This window comes from Mesorhizobium sp. WSM4808 (assembly GCF_055811675.1).
In genome coordinates, this window is record NZ_JBVVQX010000026.1 from 1 (window position 1) to 20,511 (window position 20,511).

The 20,511-nt window shown below is 63.7% G+C and carries 24 protein-coding genes; 8 read left to right on the top strand and 16 right to left on the bottom strand.

Annotation, left to right across the window (positions count from 1 at the left end):
- Positions 1–285 precede the first annotated feature (285 nt).
- From AC0L2U_RS30715 to ureC, 7 genes are all read right to left on the bottom strand, one after another.
- Complete coding sequence (locus tag AC0L2U_RS30715) at positions 286–1,053, bottom strand: class II aldolase and adducin N-terminal domain-containing protein (protein ID WP_473603162.1); 768 nt, start codon at positions 1,051–1,053, stop codon at positions 286–288.
- An 82-nt stretch (positions 1,054–1,135) separates the two neighbouring features.
- Entirely contained in the window at positions 1,136–1,780 is a 645-nt protein-coding gene (gene ureG / locus AC0L2U_RS30720) for an urease accessory protein UreG (RefSeq protein ID WP_473603163.1), read from the bottom strand.
- Complete coding sequence (locus AC0L2U_RS30725; RefSeq protein ID WP_473603164.1) at positions 1,777–2,217, bottom strand: DUF3995 domain-containing protein; 441 nt, start codon at positions 2,215–2,217, stop codon at positions 1,777–1,779. The genes ureG and AC0L2U_RS30725 overlap by 4 nt, the downstream gene beginning before the upstream one ends.
- On the bottom strand, positions 2,214–2,885 hold the full coding sequence (locus AC0L2U_RS30730; protein WP_473603184.1) for an urease accessory protein UreF: 672 nt from the start codon (positions 2,883–2,885) through the stop codon (positions 2,214–2,216). The genes AC0L2U_RS30725 and AC0L2U_RS30730 overlap by 4 nt, the downstream gene beginning before the upstream one ends.
- Entirely contained in the window at positions 2,878–3,471 is a 594-nt protein-coding gene (gene ureE / locus AC0L2U_RS30735; protein ID WP_473603165.1) for an urease accessory protein UreE, read from the bottom strand. Before ureE ends, AC0L2U_RS30730 begins: the two co-directional genes overlap by 8 nt.
- A 162-nt stretch (positions 3,472–3,633) precedes the next feature.
- Positions 3,634–4,227 carry a hypothetical protein gene (locus AC0L2U_RS30740; protein WP_127318240.1) on the bottom strand — a complete coding sequence of 198 codons (594 nt, stop codon included), beginning with the start codon at positions 4,225–4,227 and terminating at the stop codon, positions 3,634–3,636.
- Positions 4,228–4,319: 92 nt separating this feature from the next.
- Complete coding sequence (ureC, locus tag AC0L2U_RS30745) at positions 4,320–6,032, bottom strand: urease subunit alpha (protein ID WP_473603166.1); 1,713 nt, start codon at positions 6,030–6,032, stop codon at positions 4,320–4,322.
- A 167-nt stretch (positions 6,033–6,199) separates the two neighbouring features.
- On the opposite strand from ureC, the gene AC0L2U_RS30750 reads away from it, so the two are divergent.
- Positions 6,200–6,583, top strand: coding sequence for a hypothetical protein (locus AC0L2U_RS30750; protein ID WP_127383078.1), 384 nt, complete (start codon positions 6,200–6,202; stop codon positions 6,581–6,583).
- A gap of 129 nt (positions 6,584–6,712) precedes the next feature.
- Positions 6,713–7,201 carry a hypothetical protein gene (locus tag AC0L2U_RS30755; protein WP_473603167.1) on the top strand — a complete coding sequence of 163 codons (489 nt, stop codon included), beginning with the start codon at positions 6,713–6,715 and terminating at the stop codon, positions 7,199–7,201.
- A gap of 20 nt (positions 7,202–7,221) precedes the next feature.
- Here AC0L2U_RS30755 and AC0L2U_RS30760 read toward each other — a convergent pair whose 3' ends face one another.
- Genes AC0L2U_RS30760 through AC0L2U_RS30780 form a run of 5 tightly spaced genes read right to left on the bottom strand, consistent with a single transcriptional unit; the run spans position 7,222 to position 9,592 of the window.
- The gene (locus AC0L2U_RS30760) at positions 7,222–7,527 is read right to left on the bottom strand and encodes an urease subunit beta (RefSeq protein ID WP_128289906.1); all 306 of its coding nucleotides are present in this window, start codon (positions 7,525–7,527) and stop codon (positions 7,222–7,224) included.
- An 8-nt stretch (positions 7,528–7,535) separates the two neighbouring features.
- Entirely contained in the window at positions 7,536–8,123 is a 588-nt protein-coding gene (locus AC0L2U_RS30765; protein WP_127808315.1) for a HupE/UreJ family protein, read from the bottom strand.
- A 33-nt stretch (positions 8,124–8,156) separates the two neighbouring features.
- A complete protein-coding gene (locus tag AC0L2U_RS30770) occupies positions 8,157–8,411 on the bottom strand; it encodes a DUF1272 domain-containing protein (RefSeq protein WP_127269527.1) in 255 nt (84 codons plus the stop codon).
- A 10-nt stretch (positions 8,412–8,421) separates the two neighbouring features.
- Positions 8,422–8,724, bottom strand: coding sequence for an urease subunit gamma (locus tag AC0L2U_RS30775; protein WP_473603168.1), 303 nt, complete (start codon positions 8,722–8,724; stop codon positions 8,422–8,424).
- Between the two features lie 28 nt (positions 8,725–8,752).
- The gene (locus AC0L2U_RS30780; protein ID WP_473603169.1) at positions 8,753–9,592 is read right to left on the bottom strand and encodes an urease accessory protein UreD; all 840 of its coding nucleotides are present in this window, start codon (positions 9,590–9,592) and stop codon (positions 8,753–8,755) included.
- Between the two features lie 222 nt (positions 9,593–9,814).
- Here AC0L2U_RS30780 and AC0L2U_RS30785 point away from each other — a divergent pair, with 222 nt between their 5' ends.
- The 3 genes from AC0L2U_RS30785 (at position 9,815) to AC0L2U_RS30795 (ending at position 12,165) form a co-directional block, all read left to right on the top strand.
- Complete coding sequence (locus AC0L2U_RS30785) at positions 9,815–10,069, top strand: acyl carrier protein (protein WP_013528393.1); 255 nt, start codon at positions 9,815–9,817, stop codon at positions 10,067–10,069.
- A 5-nt stretch (positions 10,070–10,074) separates the two neighbouring features.
- Positions 10,075–11,286 (top strand): beta-ketoacyl-[acyl-carrier-protein] synthase family protein, encoded by a 1,212-nt coding sequence (locus tag AC0L2U_RS30790; protein ID WP_473603170.1) that lies wholly within the window; start codon positions 10,075–10,077, stop codon positions 11,284–11,286.
- Positions 11,287–11,460: 174 nt separating this feature from the next.
- The gene (locus tag AC0L2U_RS30795) at positions 11,461–12,165 is read left to right on the top strand and encodes a glutathione S-transferase family protein (protein WP_473603171.1); all 705 of its coding nucleotides are present in this window, start codon (positions 11,461–11,463) and stop codon (positions 12,163–12,165) included.
- An 18-nt stretch (positions 12,166–12,183) separates the two neighbouring features.
- Here the strand turns inward: AC0L2U_RS30795 and AC0L2U_RS30800 are convergent, their stop codons facing one another.
- From AC0L2U_RS30800 to AC0L2U_RS30815, 4 genes are all read right to left on the bottom strand, one after another.
- Complete coding sequence (locus AC0L2U_RS30800; RefSeq protein ID WP_127267260.1) at positions 12,184–12,531, bottom strand: hypothetical protein; 348 nt, start codon at positions 12,529–12,531, stop codon at positions 12,184–12,186.
- An 85-nt stretch (positions 12,532–12,616) separates the two neighbouring features.
- The gene (locus AC0L2U_RS30805; protein ID WP_473603172.1) at positions 12,617–13,237 is read right to left on the bottom strand and encodes a nucleoside triphosphate hydrolase; all 621 of its coding nucleotides are present in this window, start codon (positions 13,235–13,237) and stop codon (positions 12,617–12,619) included.
- 352 nt (positions 13,238–13,589) lie between these two features.
- Positions 13,590–14,690 carry a hypothetical protein gene (locus tag AC0L2U_RS30810; RefSeq protein ID WP_127808308.1) on the bottom strand — a complete coding sequence of 367 codons (1,101 nt, stop codon included), beginning with the start codon at positions 14,688–14,690 and terminating at the stop codon, positions 13,590–13,592.
- Positions 14,691–14,811: 121 nt separating this feature from the next.
- A complete protein-coding gene (locus AC0L2U_RS30815) occupies positions 14,812–16,626 on the bottom strand; it encodes a methyl-accepting chemotaxis protein (RefSeq protein ID WP_473603173.1) in 1,815 nt (604 codons plus the stop codon).
- Between the two features lie 425 nt (positions 16,627–17,051).
- Here AC0L2U_RS30815 and AC0L2U_RS30820 point away from each other — a divergent pair, with 425 nt between their 5' ends.
- The 3 genes from AC0L2U_RS30820 to AC0L2U_RS30830 all read left to right on the top strand — a co-directional run bounded on the left by AC0L2U_RS30820 (position 17,052) and on the right by AC0L2U_RS30830 (position 20,480).
- Positions 17,052–17,933, top strand: coding sequence for a D-alanyl-D-alanine carboxypeptidase family protein (locus AC0L2U_RS30820; protein ID WP_473603175.1), 882 nt, complete (start codon positions 17,052–17,054; stop codon positions 17,931–17,933).
- A 577-nt stretch (positions 17,934–18,510) separates the two neighbouring features.
- Positions 18,511–19,428 (top strand): DUF1003 domain-containing protein, encoded by a 918-nt coding sequence (locus AC0L2U_RS30825; protein WP_473603176.1) that lies wholly within the window; start codon positions 18,511–18,513, stop codon positions 19,426–19,428.
- Positions 19,429–19,679: 251 nt separating this feature from the next.
- Positions 19,680–20,480, top strand: a complete 801-nt coding sequence (locus AC0L2U_RS30830) for a hypothetical protein (RefSeq protein ID WP_292460494.1) — start codon at positions 19,680–19,682, stop codon at positions 20,478–20,480.
- Positions 20,481–20,511 lie beyond the last annotated feature (31 nt).

Here is a 20,511-nt window from a genome sequence, read left to right on the forward strand (position 1 = left end):
GGTCCTCCCGGCGGACAAGAAAACTGTCACCCATCTAATCAGTCCATTCTGTTACCTATCTATCCGGTTCGGACAACAACGTCTTTCTCCCCGTCACTATACGGGGAGAAATGCCCGGCAGGGCAATGAGGGGCGGCGCCGCGATTGACAATGAAGGCGCTTTCCATGGCGTATTGAGATCACGGTCAGGCCGAGTTTTGGTTCGTCCCACACTTTCGGGGCTTGCGCCGCCCCTCATCCGCCTGCCGGCACCTTCTCCCCGTATAGTGACGGGGAGAAGGGTCCTCAATTCCGGTAGGCCGGTTCCTGCTCGTCGAGGATCGCCTTCAACTCGCTGAGATGGCGTTCGGCCTGGCCGGGATAGTCGTCCATCTCGCTCGCGGCCTTTTCGGCGATCGCATCGGAAAGCGTGCGCAGCGGGCGGCCGGTCCACAGCGCCTTGATGTAGGTCTCGGCGGCGCGTTCGAAATAGAACATGCGGTTGAAGGCATCGGCGACCGTGTCGCCGATGACCAGCACGCCGTGATTGCCCATCACCATCACCTTGACCTTGGGATCGACGAGAAGCTGCGAGCAGCGCTCGCCCTCCTCCTCGAAGGCCAGCCCGCCATAATGCGCGTCCACGACATGGCGATTGAAGAACATCGCCGAATTCTGGTCGATCGGCGGCAGTGTCGAGTCAGCGAGCGATGCCAGCACCGTGGCGTGGATCGAATGGACATGCATGACACAGCGCGCGTGGCGCACATTGCGATGGATGGCGCCATGCAGTCCCCACGCCGTCGGGTCGGGCGCATTGGGGCCGGAGAGCGTTTCTGGGTCGTTGGCATCGATCATCAGAAGGTCGCTCGCCTTGATGCGCGAGAAATGCACCTGGTTGGGGTTCATCAGGAACTGTGTGCCGTCGTCATTGACGGCCAGCGAGAAATGATTGGCGACCGCCTCGTGCATATTGAGCCGTGCCGTCCAGCGGAAGGCGCAGGCGAGATCGACGCGCTCCTCATAGAAGGGCAGGTTGGTCAGCATTTCCTTTTGCAGGCGGGCGATGCTCATCCTAAAATCCTCCGGTTTCGGCAAGAATGCCGTGGCCAGTCGCTCCCCGCAACCGGTTTTGGTTGGTGCAGGGATAGCTGTCTCACGCCGCCGTGCTGGCAGCGGCAGCGCCGGTCCGCAGACCGCCATGCTCGATGATGAAATCGATCACCTCCTGCAGCCCCTTGCCGCGCGACAGGTCGGTGAAGCCAAACGGCCGTCTTCCGCGCATGCGGCCGGCGTCGCTCTCCATGACATCGAGGTTGACGTTCACGTAAGGAGCAAGATCGCTCTTGTTGATCACCAGGAAATCGGAGCGGGTGATCGCCGGCCCGCCCTTGCGCGGAATCTCCTCGCCCTGGCAAACCGAGATGACATAGAGCGTCAGGTCGGCGAGGTCGGGCGAGAAGGTCGCGGCAAGATTGTCGCCGCCGGATTCGATGAAGACGATGTCGAGATCCGGAAACTTTCGGTTCATCTCGGCGATTGCCTGCAGATTGATCGACGCATCCTCGCGGATGGCGGTGTGCGGGCAGCCGCCGGTCTCGACACCCATGATGCGGTCCTCGGGCAGTGCCTGCAGCCGCGCCAGCATCATGGCGTCTTCCTTGGTGTAGATGTCGTTGGTGACGACGGCGATGGAAAACTCGTCGCGCAACGCCTTGCACAGTTTTTCGGTCAGCGTCGTCTTGCCCGAACCGACCGGGCCGCCAATGCCGATGCGCAGCGGGCCATTTGTCTGTGTCATGTCGGAAACTCCGTGATGGCGAGGATGGCAAAGCCGAGCCCGATCAACAGGCAGAGCGGCGAATAATAGCGGACATCGAGCCGCGCGAAAGGCTGTTCCGGCGCCAGCCGCTGCCACCATGGCGTGAAGCCGGCTATGCCGCGACCCAGGAACACCAGGCCGATGAGCAGCGAAGTGGCGGCGAGCCCCTGCTTTGGGAAGGGTGAAGCAAAGACGCCTTCCAGCGCCAGCGGCCACAGTGTCGCCAGGCACAGGCACGCGGCAACGGCGAAACTGGCGAACGGCGTCGGCATATCATCGACGCCGCGAAAGCCGACCACGGCGCGAGCGCAGGAGGCCGCATCCTGGCCCGGCCAGATGCCGCCAAGGCCCCAATAGACATGCAGCGTGGTGATCAGCAGCAGAACAAGGGATAGCGAGAAGGCGAGAAAAATCATGAGCGGAACAGTCGCGAATACTGGGTTTCATGCTTCATCGCCATGATATCGGAGACGAAGGCGCAGCCGCCGAGATCATCCAGTGTCGCGCGCGCGGCGCGGCTTGCGGTCGCCAGGGCCAGCGGCTCGAAGCCGGCTAACAACTTGGTCGCGCCGCTCTGGCCGACGATGCCAAGCCGGATCGCGGCCTGCACAAGGTTGGAGAAGAAGGCCTGCAGGAAGGCGGACAGCGCGTCCTGAAGGGCGATTGAATTGCCGCCGGCAATGGCGCCGACGGCGACGCAATAGGCGCATTCGGCCGGCAGGCGCGCCAGCACCGGATTAGGCCAGGCCGCCGCCGCTTTGAGGAAGGCCGCACCCTGCAGCATGGTCTCGGTATGGCGTTCGCGCGAGCCGGCGAGCGCCTCGGCAAGTGCCGCTATTTCGTCGAGATCACCGGTGCCGCGTGCCCGGCGCCAGCTCTCGGCGAACAGCACGGCGTCGTTCCAGCCCGAACCGATCTCGACAAGCGTTTCCAGCCAGCCGGTCAGGCTCCCGGCATCGGCAACCAGCCCGTCATGCACCGCGCGCTCGAGACCATGGCTGTAGGAAAAGCCGCCGACCGGAAAGGCAGGCGACAGCCACGCCATCAGCCGCAGCAGGGCGATGTTCGAAGGCTGGTCAGTCATGATCGTGGTGATGGCCGGCGTGACTGTGCGAATGGGAATGCGCTTCGTCATGAGAATGGCTGTGCGCTTCGGCGTGGCTATGCGCATGCGCATGGCCGTGATCGTGGCTTGGCCCACCATGCCCGGAATAGGCGCCGCGCACCGGCTTGAACGGTTCGGAAACGTCGGCCACCGTGGCGCCCAGCCCCTCCAGCATCGCCTTGATAACATGGTCGCGCAGGATGAGGATGCGCCCGGCCTCGATGCTTGCTGCGAGATGGCGGTTGCCGATATGCCAGGCGAGCTCGGCCTGATGCACGGTATCACGAGCGCGGATGTCATAAACCTCTTCCGGCGCCGCGATGATCTCGACATGGCCGCCATCCTCCAGCACCAGCCGGTCGCCATCGTTCAAGGCGACGGGTTCGGGCAGGTCGACCAGCACCTTGCTGCCGTCGGCAAGCTCGATGGCGCGGCGGCGCAGATGCCGCTCGTCATGGGCGAGAATGGCCCGGCCCAACGGTAGGGTGGTTCCGGCATTGCCGGCGGACAGTACGGAGACGGCCCGCGGGAATTTGGTGAAGTCGGTGTTGAGGTTGAGCTTCATTTCATGGATCCCCCATTTGCTTGCGCCCGTGCACGGGCGGGCCGTGCCAGCACGCGGTCGAAATAGGCGTTGACGCGCGGCTGACCCGGGATCCGCGCGATCCGACGGCCTTGTACATGTCGAACCCTGCCTTTCCCCAACAGGCTAGACCATCGCGTTCGTTCAGACGATGGTGTCGAAGAGCCGCAGGATGAACGATATCTGGTAGATAAGCGCCGCCGTGACGAAGGCGATGTGGAAGCGGCGGTCGCGCACCAGGATCGCGACGATACACAGCGCAACGAAGACCGGCGTGCGGAACAGATACTCGCTGCCGAAGCGGGCGAAATGCTCCGGCCCTTTCAGCAGCGTGTCGATCACGTCGAGCAGGTAGGTCGCAGCCAGCAGACCGAAGAACCACGCACGGCGCGAATAGAAGAAATCCTCGTAGCTGGTGTAGTCCAGCATCGAATCGGGAAACAAAAGCGCGCACAGCAGGAACAGCGTGATCGCGTAGAAGATGATGAACAAATATTTGCCGAAGGTCCAGGTTTCGATGGCGTAGAGGCCGAACTCCCACCACCAGAAATGCACCAGCATCAGGAGCACCGAGACGACCCAGGCCAGATGCACGGGATAGAGCTTGTACTGGCCGGGATGCTGGACGATGCGCGCCACCCCCGACAGCAGGCGGGCGACGCCAAGCCCGATCACCATGCCCATGACGATGCGGATATGGGGGAAAATGTCGTGGGCGGAAGCGATTTCGGTGGCCATGCTCGATCACAATGCAACTGTTGGTCGGCCGCATATTGCTGCCTCCCACCAAGGGCTGCAACGGATAATACTCGCCCGGTCGAATCGCCGCTTCAGAACAGAAAGTATCTCTGCGCCATCGGCAGCACCGTCGCCGGCTCGCAGGTCAAAAGCTCGCCGTCGGCACGCACCTCGTAGGTTTCCGGATCGACCTCGACATGCGGCGTGGCGTCGTTGAGCACCATCGAATGCTTGCCGATGCCGCCGCGGGTGTTCTCGACGGCGACGAACTGCTTGTCGACGCCAAGCCTGCCATGCAGGCCTGACTCGAGCGCGGCTTTCGAAACGAAGGTCACCGACGAGTTTGTCCTGGCCTTGCCATAGGCGCCGAACATCGGCCGGTAGTGCATCGGCTGCGGCGTCGGGATCGAGGCGTTGGGGTCGCCCATGGGTGCTGCGGCGATCATGCCGCCGATCAGCACCATGTCCGGCTTGACGCCGAAGAAGGCCGGGTTCCACAGCACCAGGTCGGCGCGCTTGCCGACCGCGATCGAGCCGATGTCTTTCGACAGCCCATGCGCGATGGCCGGGTTGATCGTGTATTTGGCGATGTAGCGGCGGACGCGGAAATTGTCGTTGTTGCCGGTCTCCTGCGGCAGCGAGCCGCGCTGGCGCTTCATCTTGTCGGCGGTCTGCCAGGTGCGGATCGCGACTTCGCCGACGCGGCCCATGGCCTGGCTGTCCGACGAGATGATCGAGAAGGCGCCGATGTCGTGCAAGATGTCTTCGGCCGCGATGGTCTCCTTGCGGATGCGGCTTTCGGCAAAGGCGATGTCTTCGGGGATCGACGGCGACAAATGATGGCAGACCATCAGCATGTCCAGATGCTCGGCCAGGGTGTTGACCGTGTAGGGCCGCGTCGGGTTGGTCGAGGACGGGATGACGTTGGGCAGGCCGCAGACCTTGATGATGTCAGGCGCGTGGCCGCCGCCGGCGCCCTCGGTGTGGAAGGCGTGGATGGTGCGGCCCTTGATCGCCGCGACCGTGTTCTCGACAAAGCCGGATTCGTTCAGCGTGTCGGTGTGGATCATCACCTGCACGTCGTAGTCGTCGGCGACCGACAGGCAGCAGTCGATGGCCGCCGGCGTCGTGCCCCAGTCTTCGTGCAGCTTCAGCGAGCAAGCGCCGCCCAGCACCATCTCCTCGAGTGCTGCGGGCAGCGAAGCATTGCCCTTGCCCGACAGGCCGATGTTCATCGGGAAGGCATCGAAGGACTGGATCATGCGGGCCATGTGCCATGGCCCCGGCGTGCAGGTCGTCGCCAGCGTGCCATGCGCCGGGCCGGTACCGCCGCCGAGCATGGTGGTGATGCCTGACATCAGTGCCTCTTCGATCTGCTGCGGGCAGATGAAGTGGATATGCGCATCGAAGCCGCCTGCCGTCAGGATCTTGCCTTCGCCGGCGATGATCTCGGTGCCGGGACCGATGATGATGGTGACGCCATCCTGGGTGTCCGGATTGCCGGCCTTGCCGATGGCCGCGATACGGCCGTCGCGAAGCCCGATATCGGCCTTGAAGATGCCGGCGCTGGCATCGATCACCAGTGCGTTGGTGATCACCGTGTCGACGGCGCCCCGGGCTCTGGAAACCTGGCTCTGGCCCATGCCGTCGCGGATCACCTTGCCGCCGCCGAATTTCACCTCTTCGCCATGGGTGGTGAGATCCTTCTCGACCTCGATGAACAGTTCGGTGTCGGCAAGGCGCACTTTGTCGCCGACCGTCGGGCCATACATCTGCGCATAGGCGGCGCGGGTAATTCTGGCCATCAGCGATTGCTCCTGAAATGCGGTTGGATTGAAGCGGTGCTGCACATTGCTGCCATCCTATGGTCACGCAATGACCCGCTGGGCGACACCTTCTGATCCCATTTGGCGGTTGAGGTTAGGGGGTCACCCCAGACCGACCGTTTGCCAATCGATGGAAAGGAAAATCCATGCGCAAAACGATAATTCTTGCCGCCGCAGCCAGCCTGATGCTGGCGGGCGCCGCCAGTGCCCAGCAGCAACCCGCGCCACAGCCTGCTCCGGCGCCGGCAACGCCTGCTCCAGCCACGCCCCAGGCTCAGCCTGCGGTGCCGACGATCCAAAGCGTCAACATCGTCGACATCACCGAGTTGCCAAAGGACACCCAGACGCAGGTCAACCAGGTGATCGCCCAGCGCGGCGATGACGGCTTGAAGAAACTGCGCAGCTCGATCGATGCCACACCCAAGGTGAAGTCGGCGCTGGAGGCGAAGGGAATGACCTCTGCGCAGGTGGTCGCGGCCAGTATGGAACCCAATGGCGCACTGACCCTGATCACCAAGAAGGCGAGCTGACGCCACGGCACGGCGGGCCGGCATCCGGCCGGCCGGCCGCATCGGGAAAGGAACCTTCGCCGGGCGGCATTCGTTTTGTTCTTTTCGCGCTAACCCGCGTCCCGAAACGATTTCTCTCAGGAGCGAGCGATGGCGACCAATTCTTTCTCGACCGGAATGCGGGCAATCGCCGCCATGGCGTTCCTGGCGGTGGCCGGTCCTGTTGCCGGATTGAAGGCGCAAGGGCTCGAAAGCACGGAGACCGTCAACCGCATCGTCGGCTCGCAGGTCAAGCAGGAAGAGGCCAAGGCCACCGCTGAGGCCCGCAGCGTCAACACGGCGATCGACCGCACGCGTGAAAACATCGGTACGGTGCGCAAGACGTCCAAGCTCGACAAGGTCGACATCGTGTTCCTCACCGACGCCGCGCGCAGCGAAGGCGGCCCGCCGCCGGAGATCGAAAGCAAGGTCAAGCAGCATCAAGACGACATCACGGAGCTGCGCAAGGAGATCGAGGCCAACGCGCTGCTGTTCAACGCCATCGAATCGCGGCGCGTGCAGGCGCAGGATGTCCTCGCCGTCGAATTCGATGATCCCGGGAAGGTCGTCATCTACGCCGCGGCCAAGCCATCGAACTGAGCTGAGCGCGCTGGAAGATCTCACAGCTTGCCCATCACCTTCTGCTGAAATCCGTAGATCTCGCGCTTGCCGCCGAGCGGCACCAGCGTGACGTCGCGCTCCTGGCCCGGCTCGAAACGCGTGGCCGTGCCTGCGGCAATGTCGAGACGCATGCCCCTGGCGCGCTCGCGGTCGAATTTCAGCCCCTCATTGGTCTCGAAGAAATGGTAGTGGCTGCCGACCTGGACCGGCCGGTCGCCGCTGTTGGCGACTTTCAGGGTGACGGTCGGCAGGCCCTTGTTGAGCTCGATGTCGCCGCTCACCGTGATGATTTCACCGGGGATCATGGTCACCCTCACACGATGCCGAAGGCGAGACCGATGCCGATCGCCGCGCAGGCGGCACCGGCAGCACGGGCCACTCCACGGAACCGGATGCCGAGACTGAGACCGGCAGCGATGCCGGCGGCATGCAGCAACAGCGTGGCGATGGCAAAGCCGGCCATGTATTCAAGCCCGCCGGCATTCTCCGGCACCTCGGTGCCATGCGCGTGGCCGTGGAAAAGTGCGAACAGGCCGATGATGGCGACCCCGGCCGAGACCGGCAGATCGATCGCCAGCGCCACCAGCAGCCCGAGCGTCACGACCGATGCCAGTATGCCCGGTTCGACGAAGGGCAGCGGCATGTGCAGCATGCCCAGCGCGCCGCCGACCAGCATGACGCCGACAAAGGCCGCCGGCCAGGCAAGAACCGCCTTGCCGCCCTTGAGCGCCGCCCACAGCCCGACCGCGACCATCACCGTCATGTGATCGAGCCCGGAAAGCGGGTGCATGAAGCCGGCCGTGAAGGAGGAGGCCGTGCCGATGCCGACATGAGCATAGGCCGGCATGGCAGCGGCCAGCAGCAGGATCGCCGACAGGCAGAGGCGTTTGGCAGGGATCATTCTATTTGCCTTTCGTTTTGCTCGGTCTGGTGTTTACGCCGCCTTGCTGGGACCGCAGCCTTCAGCCTTGAGAACGCGTCTGCTCGACGCCGGATATTTCTTCAGCATCGCTGGCGGGCGGATCGGCCGCGCCGAAAAACCACCGCCGCAATTGGGGCAGATGCCGCCCAACACCTGTTCCACGCATCCGGCGCAAAAGGTGCACTCGAAGGTGCAGATCAGCGCATCCGTCGCCTCCGGCGGCAGGTCCTTGTCGCAGCATTCGCAGTTGGGACGCAGCTCCAGCATCCTGTCCTTCTCAACGGATCGGTTCGTGCACGGTCACCAGCTTGGTGCCGTCGGGAAAAGTCGCCTCGACCTGCACGTCATGGATCATCTCGGCGATGCCTTCCATGACTTGCACGCGGCTGACGACATGAGCGCCGGCTTCCATCAGTTCGGCGACCGGACGGCCGTCGCGGGCGCCTTCGACGACGAAGTCGGTGATCAGCGCGATCGCTTCCGGATGGTTGAGCTTGACGCCGCGTTCGAGCCGCTTGCGCGCCACGATCGCCGCCATGGCGATCAGCAGCTTGTCCTTTTCCCTCGGCGTCAGGTTCATGCGTTTCCCTGGATTGGTAGAGACAGGCCTATAGTGACCATAATTTGGGCAACCCCGCCCTTCCGTTAAGCAATTCGACGAGTGGAACCAGCCGCTGGCGCAGCCGGTAGCCGTCCCCGGCGTAGAGCCTCGCAAGAAGCTTGCCAGATTTCTTCACGCTCCAGACGCTGGCGCCGCCGTGGTCGCCGACGATCTCCAGAACCCGGTCGAGCAGGGCCTCGGCGCGTGGCGACACCAGAAGCAGCGTCGCCACCGCAATCGCGCCGCCGGCAACCGCCGGGCGGTCGAGCGTGGCGGCGATATCGGGTCCGATGCGGAAATCCTCGGCATGAATGAGGGCGCCATCCTGGCGCACACGCCAGCGGTCATGGAAGTCGCCCTGCGTGGCGCGTTCGCCCATCGCCAGGCGGCCGAAGACGGCGGCTTCCAGCACCAGCGCCTCGGCGCCGACGGCAAGCTCGACGTCGAGCGTGCGGGCAAAGGCCGCCCGGTCGAAGACGATGGTTTCTTGCGGCAGCCAGGCGATCCGGCCATTTTCGCCGACCGACAAATTGACTCGCACTTCGGCACGGTTGGATGCCGCCCGGTAGATCTTCTCGCAGGCCTGGGTGGTGATCGATGCCGAAGCGGCCGCGCCGACATCCACCTCCCAGGCGATACGGTCGCCGCCGGTCATCCCGCCGGCGGTGTTGATCAGTACCGCTTCGAGCGGATCGGTCGAGACGGCCGGCATTCTTATCTTGGCGGCGCCGTCCTGATAGAGGCGCCGCAGGCGCGTGCGGCCCTCACTGAGCGCGCAGGAAAGCCGCGCGACGCCTGCAACGCGCTGCGTCGAAATCCCGTCATGTTCGCCGCTAGGTTCGCCCATATCCATGCCTGCACGTTAAGCACTCCGTCGGCTTTGTCGATATGGAGTTCGATATAGCTTGTTGCTTGACAACGTTTCGGTTTCTATAGAGGGAACCACCTTGGTACGGTCATGCTGCGCTTGGCGGGGGTATTAAACGACGACGGCGGCTTGATACCAGGAGAAAAAGGGGCGCTGCTCAGTTGGCGTCGGGAAACGTCGAGATAGTGGGGAAGGAACCGAATGGCCGACCAGCTGGCAACGGATATCATCGCGAAGATCAAGGCTCATGCCGAGCCGGGCGGCGAAGAAATCACCACCACCACCGAATTGACCTCGCTTGGCATCCATTCGCTCGAGCTGACGGAGATTATCTTCGATCTTGAGGAAGAGTATGGCATCGAGATCGAGATGAACACGGTCGACGCCTGGAGCAATCTGAAGAACGTCGGCGACATGGTCGAAGCTGTGCGCGCGCTGATCGCGAAAAAAGCCTGAACTGAATGCGGCAGCGCGTTGTCATCACCGGCATGGGCGGCATTTGCGGGCTCGGCACCAGCGCGCCCGCGATCTGGAACGAGATGCGCGCCGGCCGCTCGGCCATCGGCCAGATCACAAGCCCCCAGTTGCATGATTTGAAGGTCAAGGTCGGCTGCGAAATCAAGGCGCTTCCCGATCACGGAATCGACCGCAAGCAGACCGTGTCGATGGACCGCTTCAGCCTGCTGGCGACCATCGCAGCCAGGGAAGCCATGCAGCAGTCCGGCCTGGTTTCGAACGAGAACACCACCACCTATCGGATGGGCACCGTCGTCGGTGTCGGCGTCTGCGGCTGGGAGGCGATCGAAGAGAGCTATCGCGCCATTTTGGTCGAGGGCAAGAACCGCGCCGGTATCTTCACCGTGCCAAAGGTCATGCCAAGCGCGGCCTCCGGCCATGTCAGCATGAATCTGGGCCTGCGCGGGCCGGTCTTCGGCGTCACCTCTGCCTGCTCCTCCTCCAACCACGCCATTGCCTCGGCCGTCGACCAGATCAGGCTTGGCCGGGCCGATGTGATGGTCGCCGGCGGCACCGATGCGCCGCTGGTCTGGGGCATCCTGAAGGGCTGGGAAGCATTGCGCGTGCTGGCGCCCGATACCTGCCGGCCATTCTCGGCGGATCGCCAGGGCCTGTCGCTCGGCGAGGGGGCCGGCATGGCGGTCCTGGAAACCTACGAGCATGCCATGGCGCGCGGCGCCACCATCCTTGCTGAGGTCGCCGGCGCCGGCCTCTCCGCCGATGCCTCCGACATTGTCGCGCCGACCGTCGAAGGGCCGACAGCGGCCATGCGCGCCTGCCTGGCCGATGCAGGCTTCAATCCCGAGGATGTCGACTACCTCAACGCCCATGGCACCGGCACCAAGGCCAACGACCAGATCGAGACGGCAGCGATCAAGCGCGTCTTCGGCGACCATGCCTACAAGCTTTCGGTGTCGTCGACCAAGTCGATGCACGCTCATTGCCTCGGAGCATCGGGGGCGCTGGAGATGATCGCCTGCGTGATGGCGATCCGCGAAGGCATCGTGCCGCCGACGGCCAATTTTCGAGAGGCCGATCCCGATTGCGACCTCGACGTCACGCCGAACGTGCCGCGCGAGCGCAAGGTGCGCGCCGCGATCAGCAACGGCTTCGCGTTCGGCGGCACCAATGCCGTGCTGGCCTTCAAGGCCGTCTGAACAAGGCCGTCTGATCTAAGGGCGCGCGATCTGCCCCAGGCAGACCATTTCGTTGACTGTTCGTGCACGACGAAACCCTTCACCGCCATATTGATCGTGCCGTGCGCCGCGTCTAATCCTTGGCCGACCCGCCAAAACCGCGCCGCTCGGCGCGAACCCCATTCAGGAGTTTCCATGGCAGACCTGTCCGCCTTTCCGATCGCAACGCGTTGGCCGGCCAAGCATCCGGACCAGGTCCAGCTCTATTCGGCGACAACGCCGAACGGCGTGAAGATATCGATCGCCCTGGAGGAGCTCGGCCTGCCCTATGAGCCGCATCTGGTCAACATCGGCAAGAACGAAAGCTGGACACCGGAATTCCTGTCGCTCAACCCCAACGGCAAGATACCGGCGATCATCGATCCGAACGGTCCGGACGGCAAGCCGATCGGCCTGTTCGAATCCGGCGCCATCCTGCTCTACCTCGCTGAAAAGACCGGCCTGCTTATGCCCGTGGACGCCGCGCGCCGCTACGAGACCATCCAGTGGGTGTTCTTCCAGATGGCTTCGGTCGGGCCGATGTTCGGCCAGGTCGGCTTCTTCCACAAATTCGCCGGTCGCGAGATCGCCGACAAACGCCCGCTGGAGCGTTATCGCGACGAGTCAAAGCGACTGCTCGGTGTGCTCGACGGCAGGCTGAAGGGGCGCAAGTGGATCATGGGCAATGACTACACCATCGCCGACATCTCGCTGCTCGGCTGGGTGCGCAACCTGATCGGCTTCTACGAAGCCCGCGAACTCGTCGGCTTTGACGATTTCGCCAATGTCTCGACCTGGCTGGAGCGCGGCCTGGCGCGGCCAGCGGTGCAGAAAGGCCTGACCATCCCGGCCAAGGGATAGCCAGCCTCCGAAGCGCGGCTATTTCGCCTTCGCTTTGGCCTTCGAACCGCCTTTGCCCATGACGGAAGCGGCGAGCGACGCAGCACCTCGGGCGGCGACCATGACCGCGCCGGCAGCGACGTTGGCCGTCGCCTTGGCCGTGCGCATCGCACTGCCGCTCAGGGAGTCGCTGGAACTCGCGGGCTTCTTCGGCTTTGCGGCTTTCGGCGCGGCTTTCGCTGCGGTCGGCACCACTTTCTTCGGCGCTGCCTTGCCGAAGGCCGGCTTGGCGTCCTTCGAACGGGCTGTCATCGCCGGGCCGGCGCCGGCCTTGGATTGGGTCGCCTTGCCCTTGGCGGGCGCGGGCTTTCTTGCCTTGGTTGCCATTGGACCGAATCCCTCTTCTGGCACAATTGCCGTGTCGGGATAACGGCCTGAAAGTCTTAAGGTTCCCCTTGCGCAATCCGTCGAATCAAGCGGAAAGGCCGATCACCAGATCGGCAGCCCGGCGCCGCGCCAGCACGCGCTCGATGTTGGGCAGGTCGTTGGACGCGATCCAGGCGCGCGCATCTTCATCGGAGCGGCCATGTCCGTGCCAGCGCTCCATCAGCCGGCGCTCAAGTTCGTTGCGCGGCACGTCGACGAAGATCGAGAAATCGAACAGCGGCGCCAGCCGCGACCACGGCTCTTCGTCGAGCAGCAGATAGTTGCCCTCGACCAGGATGAACTTGGTTTGCGTGGCGACGATCGAGGCGGCGGCGCGCGACAGTTCCATGCTGCGGTCGAAGACCGGGATGGCGATGTCGGGTTCGCCGGCCCGGATACGCTTCAGCAGGGCCTCAAACCCGGCAAAGTCGAAGGTTTCCGGCGCGCCCTTGCGCGCGCGCAGGCCGCGCCGCTCGAGCACGGCGTCGTCATAGTGGAAGCCGTCCATCGGCACGACCTCAGCCGCGCCTTCGGGCAGCAGTTCATGCAGCCTTGCCGACAGCGTCGACTTGCCGGAGCCTGGTGGACCGGCAATGGCGACGATGAAGCGGTTTGCCTTGCCGGCGCGTTTGAAGATGGTGGCGGCGAGATGGGCGATTTCGGACATGAGAGCCTCTCTGGCCTGGATGATCGGCACGATAATTTCCGCTGTATCTTGTCGGCAGTTGGCGGAAATTTCAAATCGGGATTTGAGCTATTGGAGGCGGTCTTTTGCCAAAGTTGGCGCCGCCCCTCATCGCCCTGCCGGGCACTTCTCCCCGTATAGTGACGGGGAGAAGGGGCCAGCCGCAATCTCGGCGCCTACTCTGTAACGCTGGTAGTTGGCGAAACCGGTGATGAGAGCACCCCTCTCCCCGTCACTATACGGGGAGAGGTGCCGGCAGGCAGGTGAGGGGCGGCGCCAACTTTGGCAATTGATGGGAACCCTTGAACGAACAGAAGTCAGCTGTGCTGTTCGTTCAGGCAGCCGCTGGCCGGCCAATACGCAGGAAATCGCTGTCGAAGGGAACCTCCCGCGCCGCGCCACTGGCCGTCAGCCGCATGCGGCCATCCGCCGTCGTGACCTCCTGCGGCGGCTCGCCGCCCGACAGCGGCATGACGCCGATGACATGGCGAAAGGAAACGCTTTGGCTTTCGCCCAGCGCAAAGGCGGTCGCTACCCCTTCGCGCTTCAGCCAGTTGTCGCCGATCGAAGCGGCATGGCCGACGGCGGCGCGGCCGTCCTCGATGCCGAGCACGCCCAGGTGGCGACCGCTCCAGGGCGCGTAGTCGCGCCCGCCATTGCTGAACCACAGCATGGTGATCGGCAGCTCGGCAGGGTTCTTCAGCACCAGCACCAGATCGTCCTCGGCCTGGCGCGCAAGCGCGGTCCAGCCCGGTCCGCCATGATCCGTCTCGACCAGCGTGAGGAAATCCTCGCGCAGGTCGCCCATGCGGTATTCCGTCAGGTCGAGCGTACCGCCGCCTGCGGCGGGAAAACGGCCGAGATCGGCGGATCGTGCCGGATAGGCCAGCAGGAAGCGGCCGCGTGCGGGATCCGGCTCCAGCGGGTCGTCCAGCGTCGCGGCAAACCGCTTCGGCGAAAAGGCCAGCCTGCCGCCGCCCGTCATTGCCGTCATCGGGTGATGCGCGACCGAAATCGCACCATGGCCGCCGGAAAACACATGTTCCTGGTAGAGGAAGGGATGGCCGTCGCGCAGCGTCAGGATCTTGTCGACGCTGGCGCCCATCACCTTGTGCCGCAGGCGATAGACCGCGCCCCAGCCATCGTCGGTCGCGACACTTTCGACCACATCCCAGGCGCTGTTGGCCGGCCAGCCATGCAGCGGCGCCTCCTCGACATCGCTGCGCGAAAACGGCGCGCAGAGAAAATCGCCGGACAGCCGAACCGTACCTTCCGGCAGATTGTCCGGCAGCGTCTCGCCCGCATCGACCCAGGGCGCGCGATGCAGCGGCTTCAGCTGTCGTCCGCCACCCTCGACGACCATGTCGGCGATATGGCCGACCGTGAGGTCGAGCGAAACCGAAATGCCCCGGGCCTTGATGGTGTGGATGGTCATTGTGCTCTCACCGATTCTGCAGGCGCAAACTGGCCTGTTCGGCGGCACTTGCGCAAGCATTGCGGCAGGCATTTTGCATCAGCGCCCTTTCACCCTCCCACAAGGGGGAGGGTGAGCGCAGCTACTGCCGCTTGTATTCCCGTATCGGCGACTTGGTGTCGTCGGTGTAGGTGACCTGCACCGACATCGATTTCACGCTGTCGGCGACCTTGAAATAGGGCTGGTAGTCGTAGGGGATGGCGTAAGGGTCCTTCTTGTCGCAGGGCGGCATCTTGATCTCCTTGTCGAGCGCCGCGCCGTTCAGGCTGTAATGCACCTGTTTGATGGCGCAGCGGTAGGACAGCATCTGGGTGAAATAGACCAGCCCATGATTGCCGCTGGCATCGAAGGCGATCCACGAGGTCCAGAACTGGTCGAGGATCTGCTTGTTGCCTTGCTGGAGTGCTGTCTCGGGGTCGAAGCGGATGTCGAACGGGCCGGTCTCACGGCCCCTGATATCGAGATATTTGATCGCGATGATCCCCGCCACGGTGCTGTCGGGCATCTCGAAGCTCGGATTGGCCATCGGCTTGCCGGTCGTCTGGTCGTTCATGGCCAGGAAACCGGTGTCGGTGAACGGACCGCTGTCGCCCATGCGCCAGGAGATGGCGGTCGCCGGCTCCGGCAGCGAGATGGTCATCGACCAGCCCTGGTTGGAGCGCATCGGCGTCAGCGAAGGCACGAAGCGGGCGGGATCGAGCACGTCGCCGAGTGCCGCCAGCCGGCTGCGGCTGCGGTCCAGCCAGTCGGCCAGCTGCGTCTGGTCGACGAAATATTTGAGCAGCCCGCCATCCTTTTCGTAGGACGTGAACTGGGTCAGTGCCTTGGCCTCGTTGCGCTTGTCGGCCAGCGTCTGGGCGCCGAGCCGGTCTTCGGAAAACTCCTGCGCCAGCAGGAAATAGGCCGGCGCGAAATCCGCATTGGCCGCGATGAAGGCGTTGAGCTTGTCGAGGCGCTGGGCGTCGTCGAACTGCTGGATATGCACGAGCTTGATCGACAGCGCCTTGCCCTTGTCGGCAAGCGCGCCGAACACTTCGCGGGCGCCGGCCTTGCCGTCCTGCACCCGAAGCAGCGTGGCAAAGCGGGTGTAGGGATCGATGGCGTCGACATCGAAACCGGCGAAGGCGAGGTAGGAGCGCCGTGCATTGAGCATGTCGCCGGACAACTCGTAGACGCGGGCATTGTGGTAGAATTCGTCCGGCCGCTTCGGCTCGGCAATCGCCCCGCCTTGCGCGGCCAAGGCGGCAAAGCCCTTGGCGATGGTGTCGATCGAGGCGGCGATCTGCTGCGTCGTTTCTTGCAGCTTCTCGGTCTGGGCCTGCTGCTGCGCCTGGCCGGCGGCCAGCGTCTCGGTCTGCTTCTTCACCTCTTCGGTGGTCTTCTGCACTTCCGCCGTCTGCTGCGTCTGCTGCTGCTGGGTCGAGGCGATCTCGTCGGCCTTTTTCGCCACCGTGTCGGTCGTCTGCTTGACCTGTTCGACCGTCTTTTGCGTTTGCGTGACGGTCTGCTCGATCCTGGCCACTTTTTCGGACACGATGCCCATCGACTGCTGCAGCCCGGCAATGGCCGGCACCAGGCTTGCGATCACCCCGTTCTGAGCGTTGGTCTGCTGCTGCAGGCCGTAGACGCCGCCGGCGACGGCCGCCGCTGTTGTGGCGAAGATCAAGGCCGGCAGTGCCTTGGCCGCCAGCACCAGCCTGAGCACGATGGCAATGGCGATGATAGCCGCAGCCACCGCGGCGATCAGCGCGATATAGGCGGCGAACGGCGCCAGCGGATTGAGGATGTCTGATACGGCACCCCCGATAAAGGCGACACTGCCGGCCCATTTGCCGGTGCGGCTGAGCGATGCCCTGATAAGCGAGGGCGCTGCGCCCCCGGCCCCGATATTCGTCATGCCAAGCCCCCAAGCCCTGAGATACCACGCCCCTTCCCACGGGAAACGCGGCCCTGGCAAGGAAAGACACGGGAAAACCGGCGTTTTCGGGGCAGATGCTCGGCGGGGCCGATAGCCGACGCCGGCGCTGCCCCTCATCCGCCTGCCGGCACCTTCTCCCCGTGAACGGGGAGAAGGGAGATGCCGCGGCGTTGGCGTTCACTCTGCGACGCCGGCGGTTGGCGAACCCGTCGAGGAGAGCGTCCTTCTCCCCGTTCACGGGGAGAAGATGGCGGCAGCCAGATGAGGGGTGGCGCCAAGCTCTGAAAATATGCGCAAACCTGGGCAAATGCCTTGCTGCCGCCATTAACCAAATGGACGCATCACATGCGTTACGTTAGCTTCGCCGCATCTCAGCAACAGCCGACCCCAGAACAGACTTGCCCTTGTACAACCCCCTTCCGCTCATCCAGAGATTTTTTGCGGCACTCGCCCTGCTGGTGCTGCTTGCCGGCTGCGCCACGACGCCGCCGGACTCGGTGCTGGCCGTGCCGGCGCCGGCGCAGAAATATGCGGCCATCGTCGTCGACGCCAGGACCGGCAAGCAGCTGTTCGAGGTCAGCTCGACGGCGCAGCGCTACCCGGCCTCGCTGACCAAGATGATGACGCTCTATCTGCTGTTCGAGGCGCTGGAGTCCGGCCGCGTCAGCAAGCAGACGCAGATCCCGGTGTCGGACCATGCCGCCTCGCAGCCGCCGACCAAGATGCGCTTCCGGCGCGGCGAAAGCATCGATGTCGATTCGGCGATCCGCGCCATCGTCGTCAAATCGGCCAACGACGTGGCGGTGGCGGTCGGCGAATATCTCGGCGGCTCGGAGGATCAGTTCGCCGCCATGATGACATCCAGGGCGCGCCAGCTCGGCATGACCAGCACCATTTTCCGCAACGCGTCGGGCCTGCCCGACGGTGGCCAGATGACCACGGCGCGCGACATGGCGGTGCTCGGCATGGCGCTGCGTCAGCGCTTTCCGCAGCAGTTCCACTATTTCTCCGAAAGCGACTTCATGTTCCGCGGCCGGCTGGTGCGCGGCCATAACGACATGCTCGGCCGCGTGCGCGGCGTCGACGGCATCAAGACCGGCTACATCAGGGCCTCGGGCTTTAACATCGTCACCTCCTACAACGCCGACGGCCGCAATTTGATCGTCGTGGTGATGGGCGCCGACTCAGCCCGCCAGCGCAACGACCATGTCGAGGCGCTGATCCAGCGCAGCCTGTCGCCGACCATGGACGGCGCCAAGACCAGGCTGATGTTCGCCGAGCAGTAGTGGGACGCGGGGCGGTTTGCGTCTGGGTGAGCACGGTGACGGATAGGAATTTTTTCTTGACCGATGAGGGCAGTTATGCTACTGTTTTGGGTATGGTGCTGAGTCGCGCCAATTGACCCACTGGAAACGTGACCCGCCCGCAAGGCGGGTTTTTTGTTGCCCGCCGCCGCGCCGCCTTCTCCCGCAGCCCTGGCGCCGTTTAGCGAAGACATCCATCGCTTCGTCATCCTAGGGCGGAGCAAGGAGCGAAGCGACGCGGCGCAGACCCTAGGATCCATGCCGCGACTTCAAAGCGCCGCAGCGGTGCCGAATTCTGCTCCGCTGCACCCTCCACAAACGTCCCGGCATGGATCCTCGGGTCTACGCGTCCGCTTCGCTCCCGCTCCGCCCGTGGATGACGAAGTTGGTGAGGCTTCGGCCAATCTCGAACGTCTCCACACGCCCTGAGGGCGAGCCGCCGCCAGCCACATCGCCTCCCCGATCAAAACCACTTGTCCGGCCCGCGAAATCCGCGCCCAGCGCTGGCTATGGGCCGCCACCTCTGTCTATCGTCGCCCAGCACCCTCAGGAGCCCACCATGAGCACCGTCCCCAAAACGCCCGAGCAACCGGAAGACAACCAGCAAGACAGCGGCGGCGAATATTTCGAGGCCCCGATTATTGGCGAGCTGGAGGCCGATCCGGTATCGGACGAGCACTTCGACACGCCCGAAGTGCCGGACTCCGAACCTGCGGGTCCCGGCGCCCACCGTGGCAAGCCGAAGAAAAAACCGTCGGCGATCTCGGGCCGCAAATTCCGCAAGCGCGACCTGGTGCGCATCGACACGCTGCGCCCGAGCCTCGCCGACCGCATCCGGTCGGACCATCCCGACCTGCCGGCCGGCGCCCGCATCAGCCGCGCCGAGCTCGGCCGCTACCGCATGCGCTACATGGAGGAGCTGCTGCAGCAGGAGCACGGCGAATTTTCCGAGCTCGACCGCCAGGTGGTCGAATCGATCGCCAGGCAGGACACGATTTCCGAAAACTCGGAAGAAGAATTCGAGGAGCACCGCACCTTTGCCGACCGCGTCTCCGACAACATGGCGGCCTTCGGCGGCAGCTGGTGGTTCCTGATCTCGTTCGGCAGCGTGCTGCTGGTGTGGATCGGCATCAACCTGCTCGAAGGCATGAGCGCCGCCTTCGATCCCTATCCCTTCATCCTGCTCAACCTGCTGCTCTCCTGCATCGCCGCCATCCAGGCGCCGATCATCATGATGAGCCAGCGGCGGCAGGAGTCCAAGGACCGCCTGCGCTCCTTCAACGACTACCGCGTCAACCTCAAGGCCGAGCTGGAAGTGCGCCATCTGCACGAAAAACTCGACTACCTCATCTCGCGCCAATGGACCCGCCTGGCCGAAATGCAGCAGATGCAGCTGGATGCGATGCACGAGCTGGCGGGCGCGAAGAAGCCGAAGCGGGCGGTGCGCGGACGGCGGACGGTGAAGGCGGGGGAGTGAAGTGGGCACAGTGCGGGGCTGAGCCCGCTCGATTTCCGCTAAGAAGCCGTGAGTTGCCGGTTCACCGGCTGGTTCGCAGCTTAATTGACCATTCCTACGAACGGTTGCGCAGCTCAATGAAGCTAGTTTAGGAGCAATATGTATGTCTGATAATTGATCCTGTCAGCGAGACAAATACAGCTGGATAATATGCTATTGGTGAACTAAGGCCCGTCCATGGCTGGCTAAGAGCGCATGTTTTGAGGGGATGCATGGGACCAAAAGCGACGACAACCACTGCGGCCTCACATAGTGGGCTTCGCATAGCGATTACTGCCGGAGCGCTTATTGCCATAGTGCTTCGCATAGCGTTCCCAGCACTTTTCGAGCGCATAGATTCGGTTAGCGTTGCTCTGATCATAGTGGCGATCGTCCCATGGCTCTCTCCGATCGTTTCCAAGATATCCATTCCAGGCTTGATTGAAACGGAGTTGCGTGAACTCAAGCAAGAGGTTCAAGAAGCGAAGGACGAGGTCGCGTCCGCGTCCAAGATTGCCCTTCGGTCGCAAGATATGGCGCTTCTTTCCGGAGCTGAACACGGTTTCGAAGCCACAAACCGAGGTGGGTCGGCCCAACGGTTAGTGGACTTGGCGAAGGACTATGCAGCAGTTAGAGGGAGTATGCCGAAAGGGCCGGCTCGGACTGCCGCCATGGACAAGTTGTTTGGTCAGATGCTGCAGGAAGCCAGCAGGCTTGGGAGAAACTGGCCGCAGCACAATGAAGCTCTACGAAGCAAGGAGGCTGGCGAGCAGCTGGGGGCTATTGCATATGCTTTTGCATTTCCAGAGGCGGTTGATATCAGCGGACTGATTGAGGCTGTCGAAATCGCGAAGCAACCTTTTGTCCAATACTGGGGGTTAAGAGCGATCCAGCGGGCCATGGATGTGGGTGTTGCTTACAGCGTTAAGGACGCAGGTCGTCTTCGAATACTTGCCTCCGCGTTTCAAGCTGAAACAGATCGATACTTAATCGCAAGTTCAATTTCCCGTGCTTTGGAAAAGAAGATCCTATAGGCGAGTTGATGCCCCAGTCAGGCTGAATGCG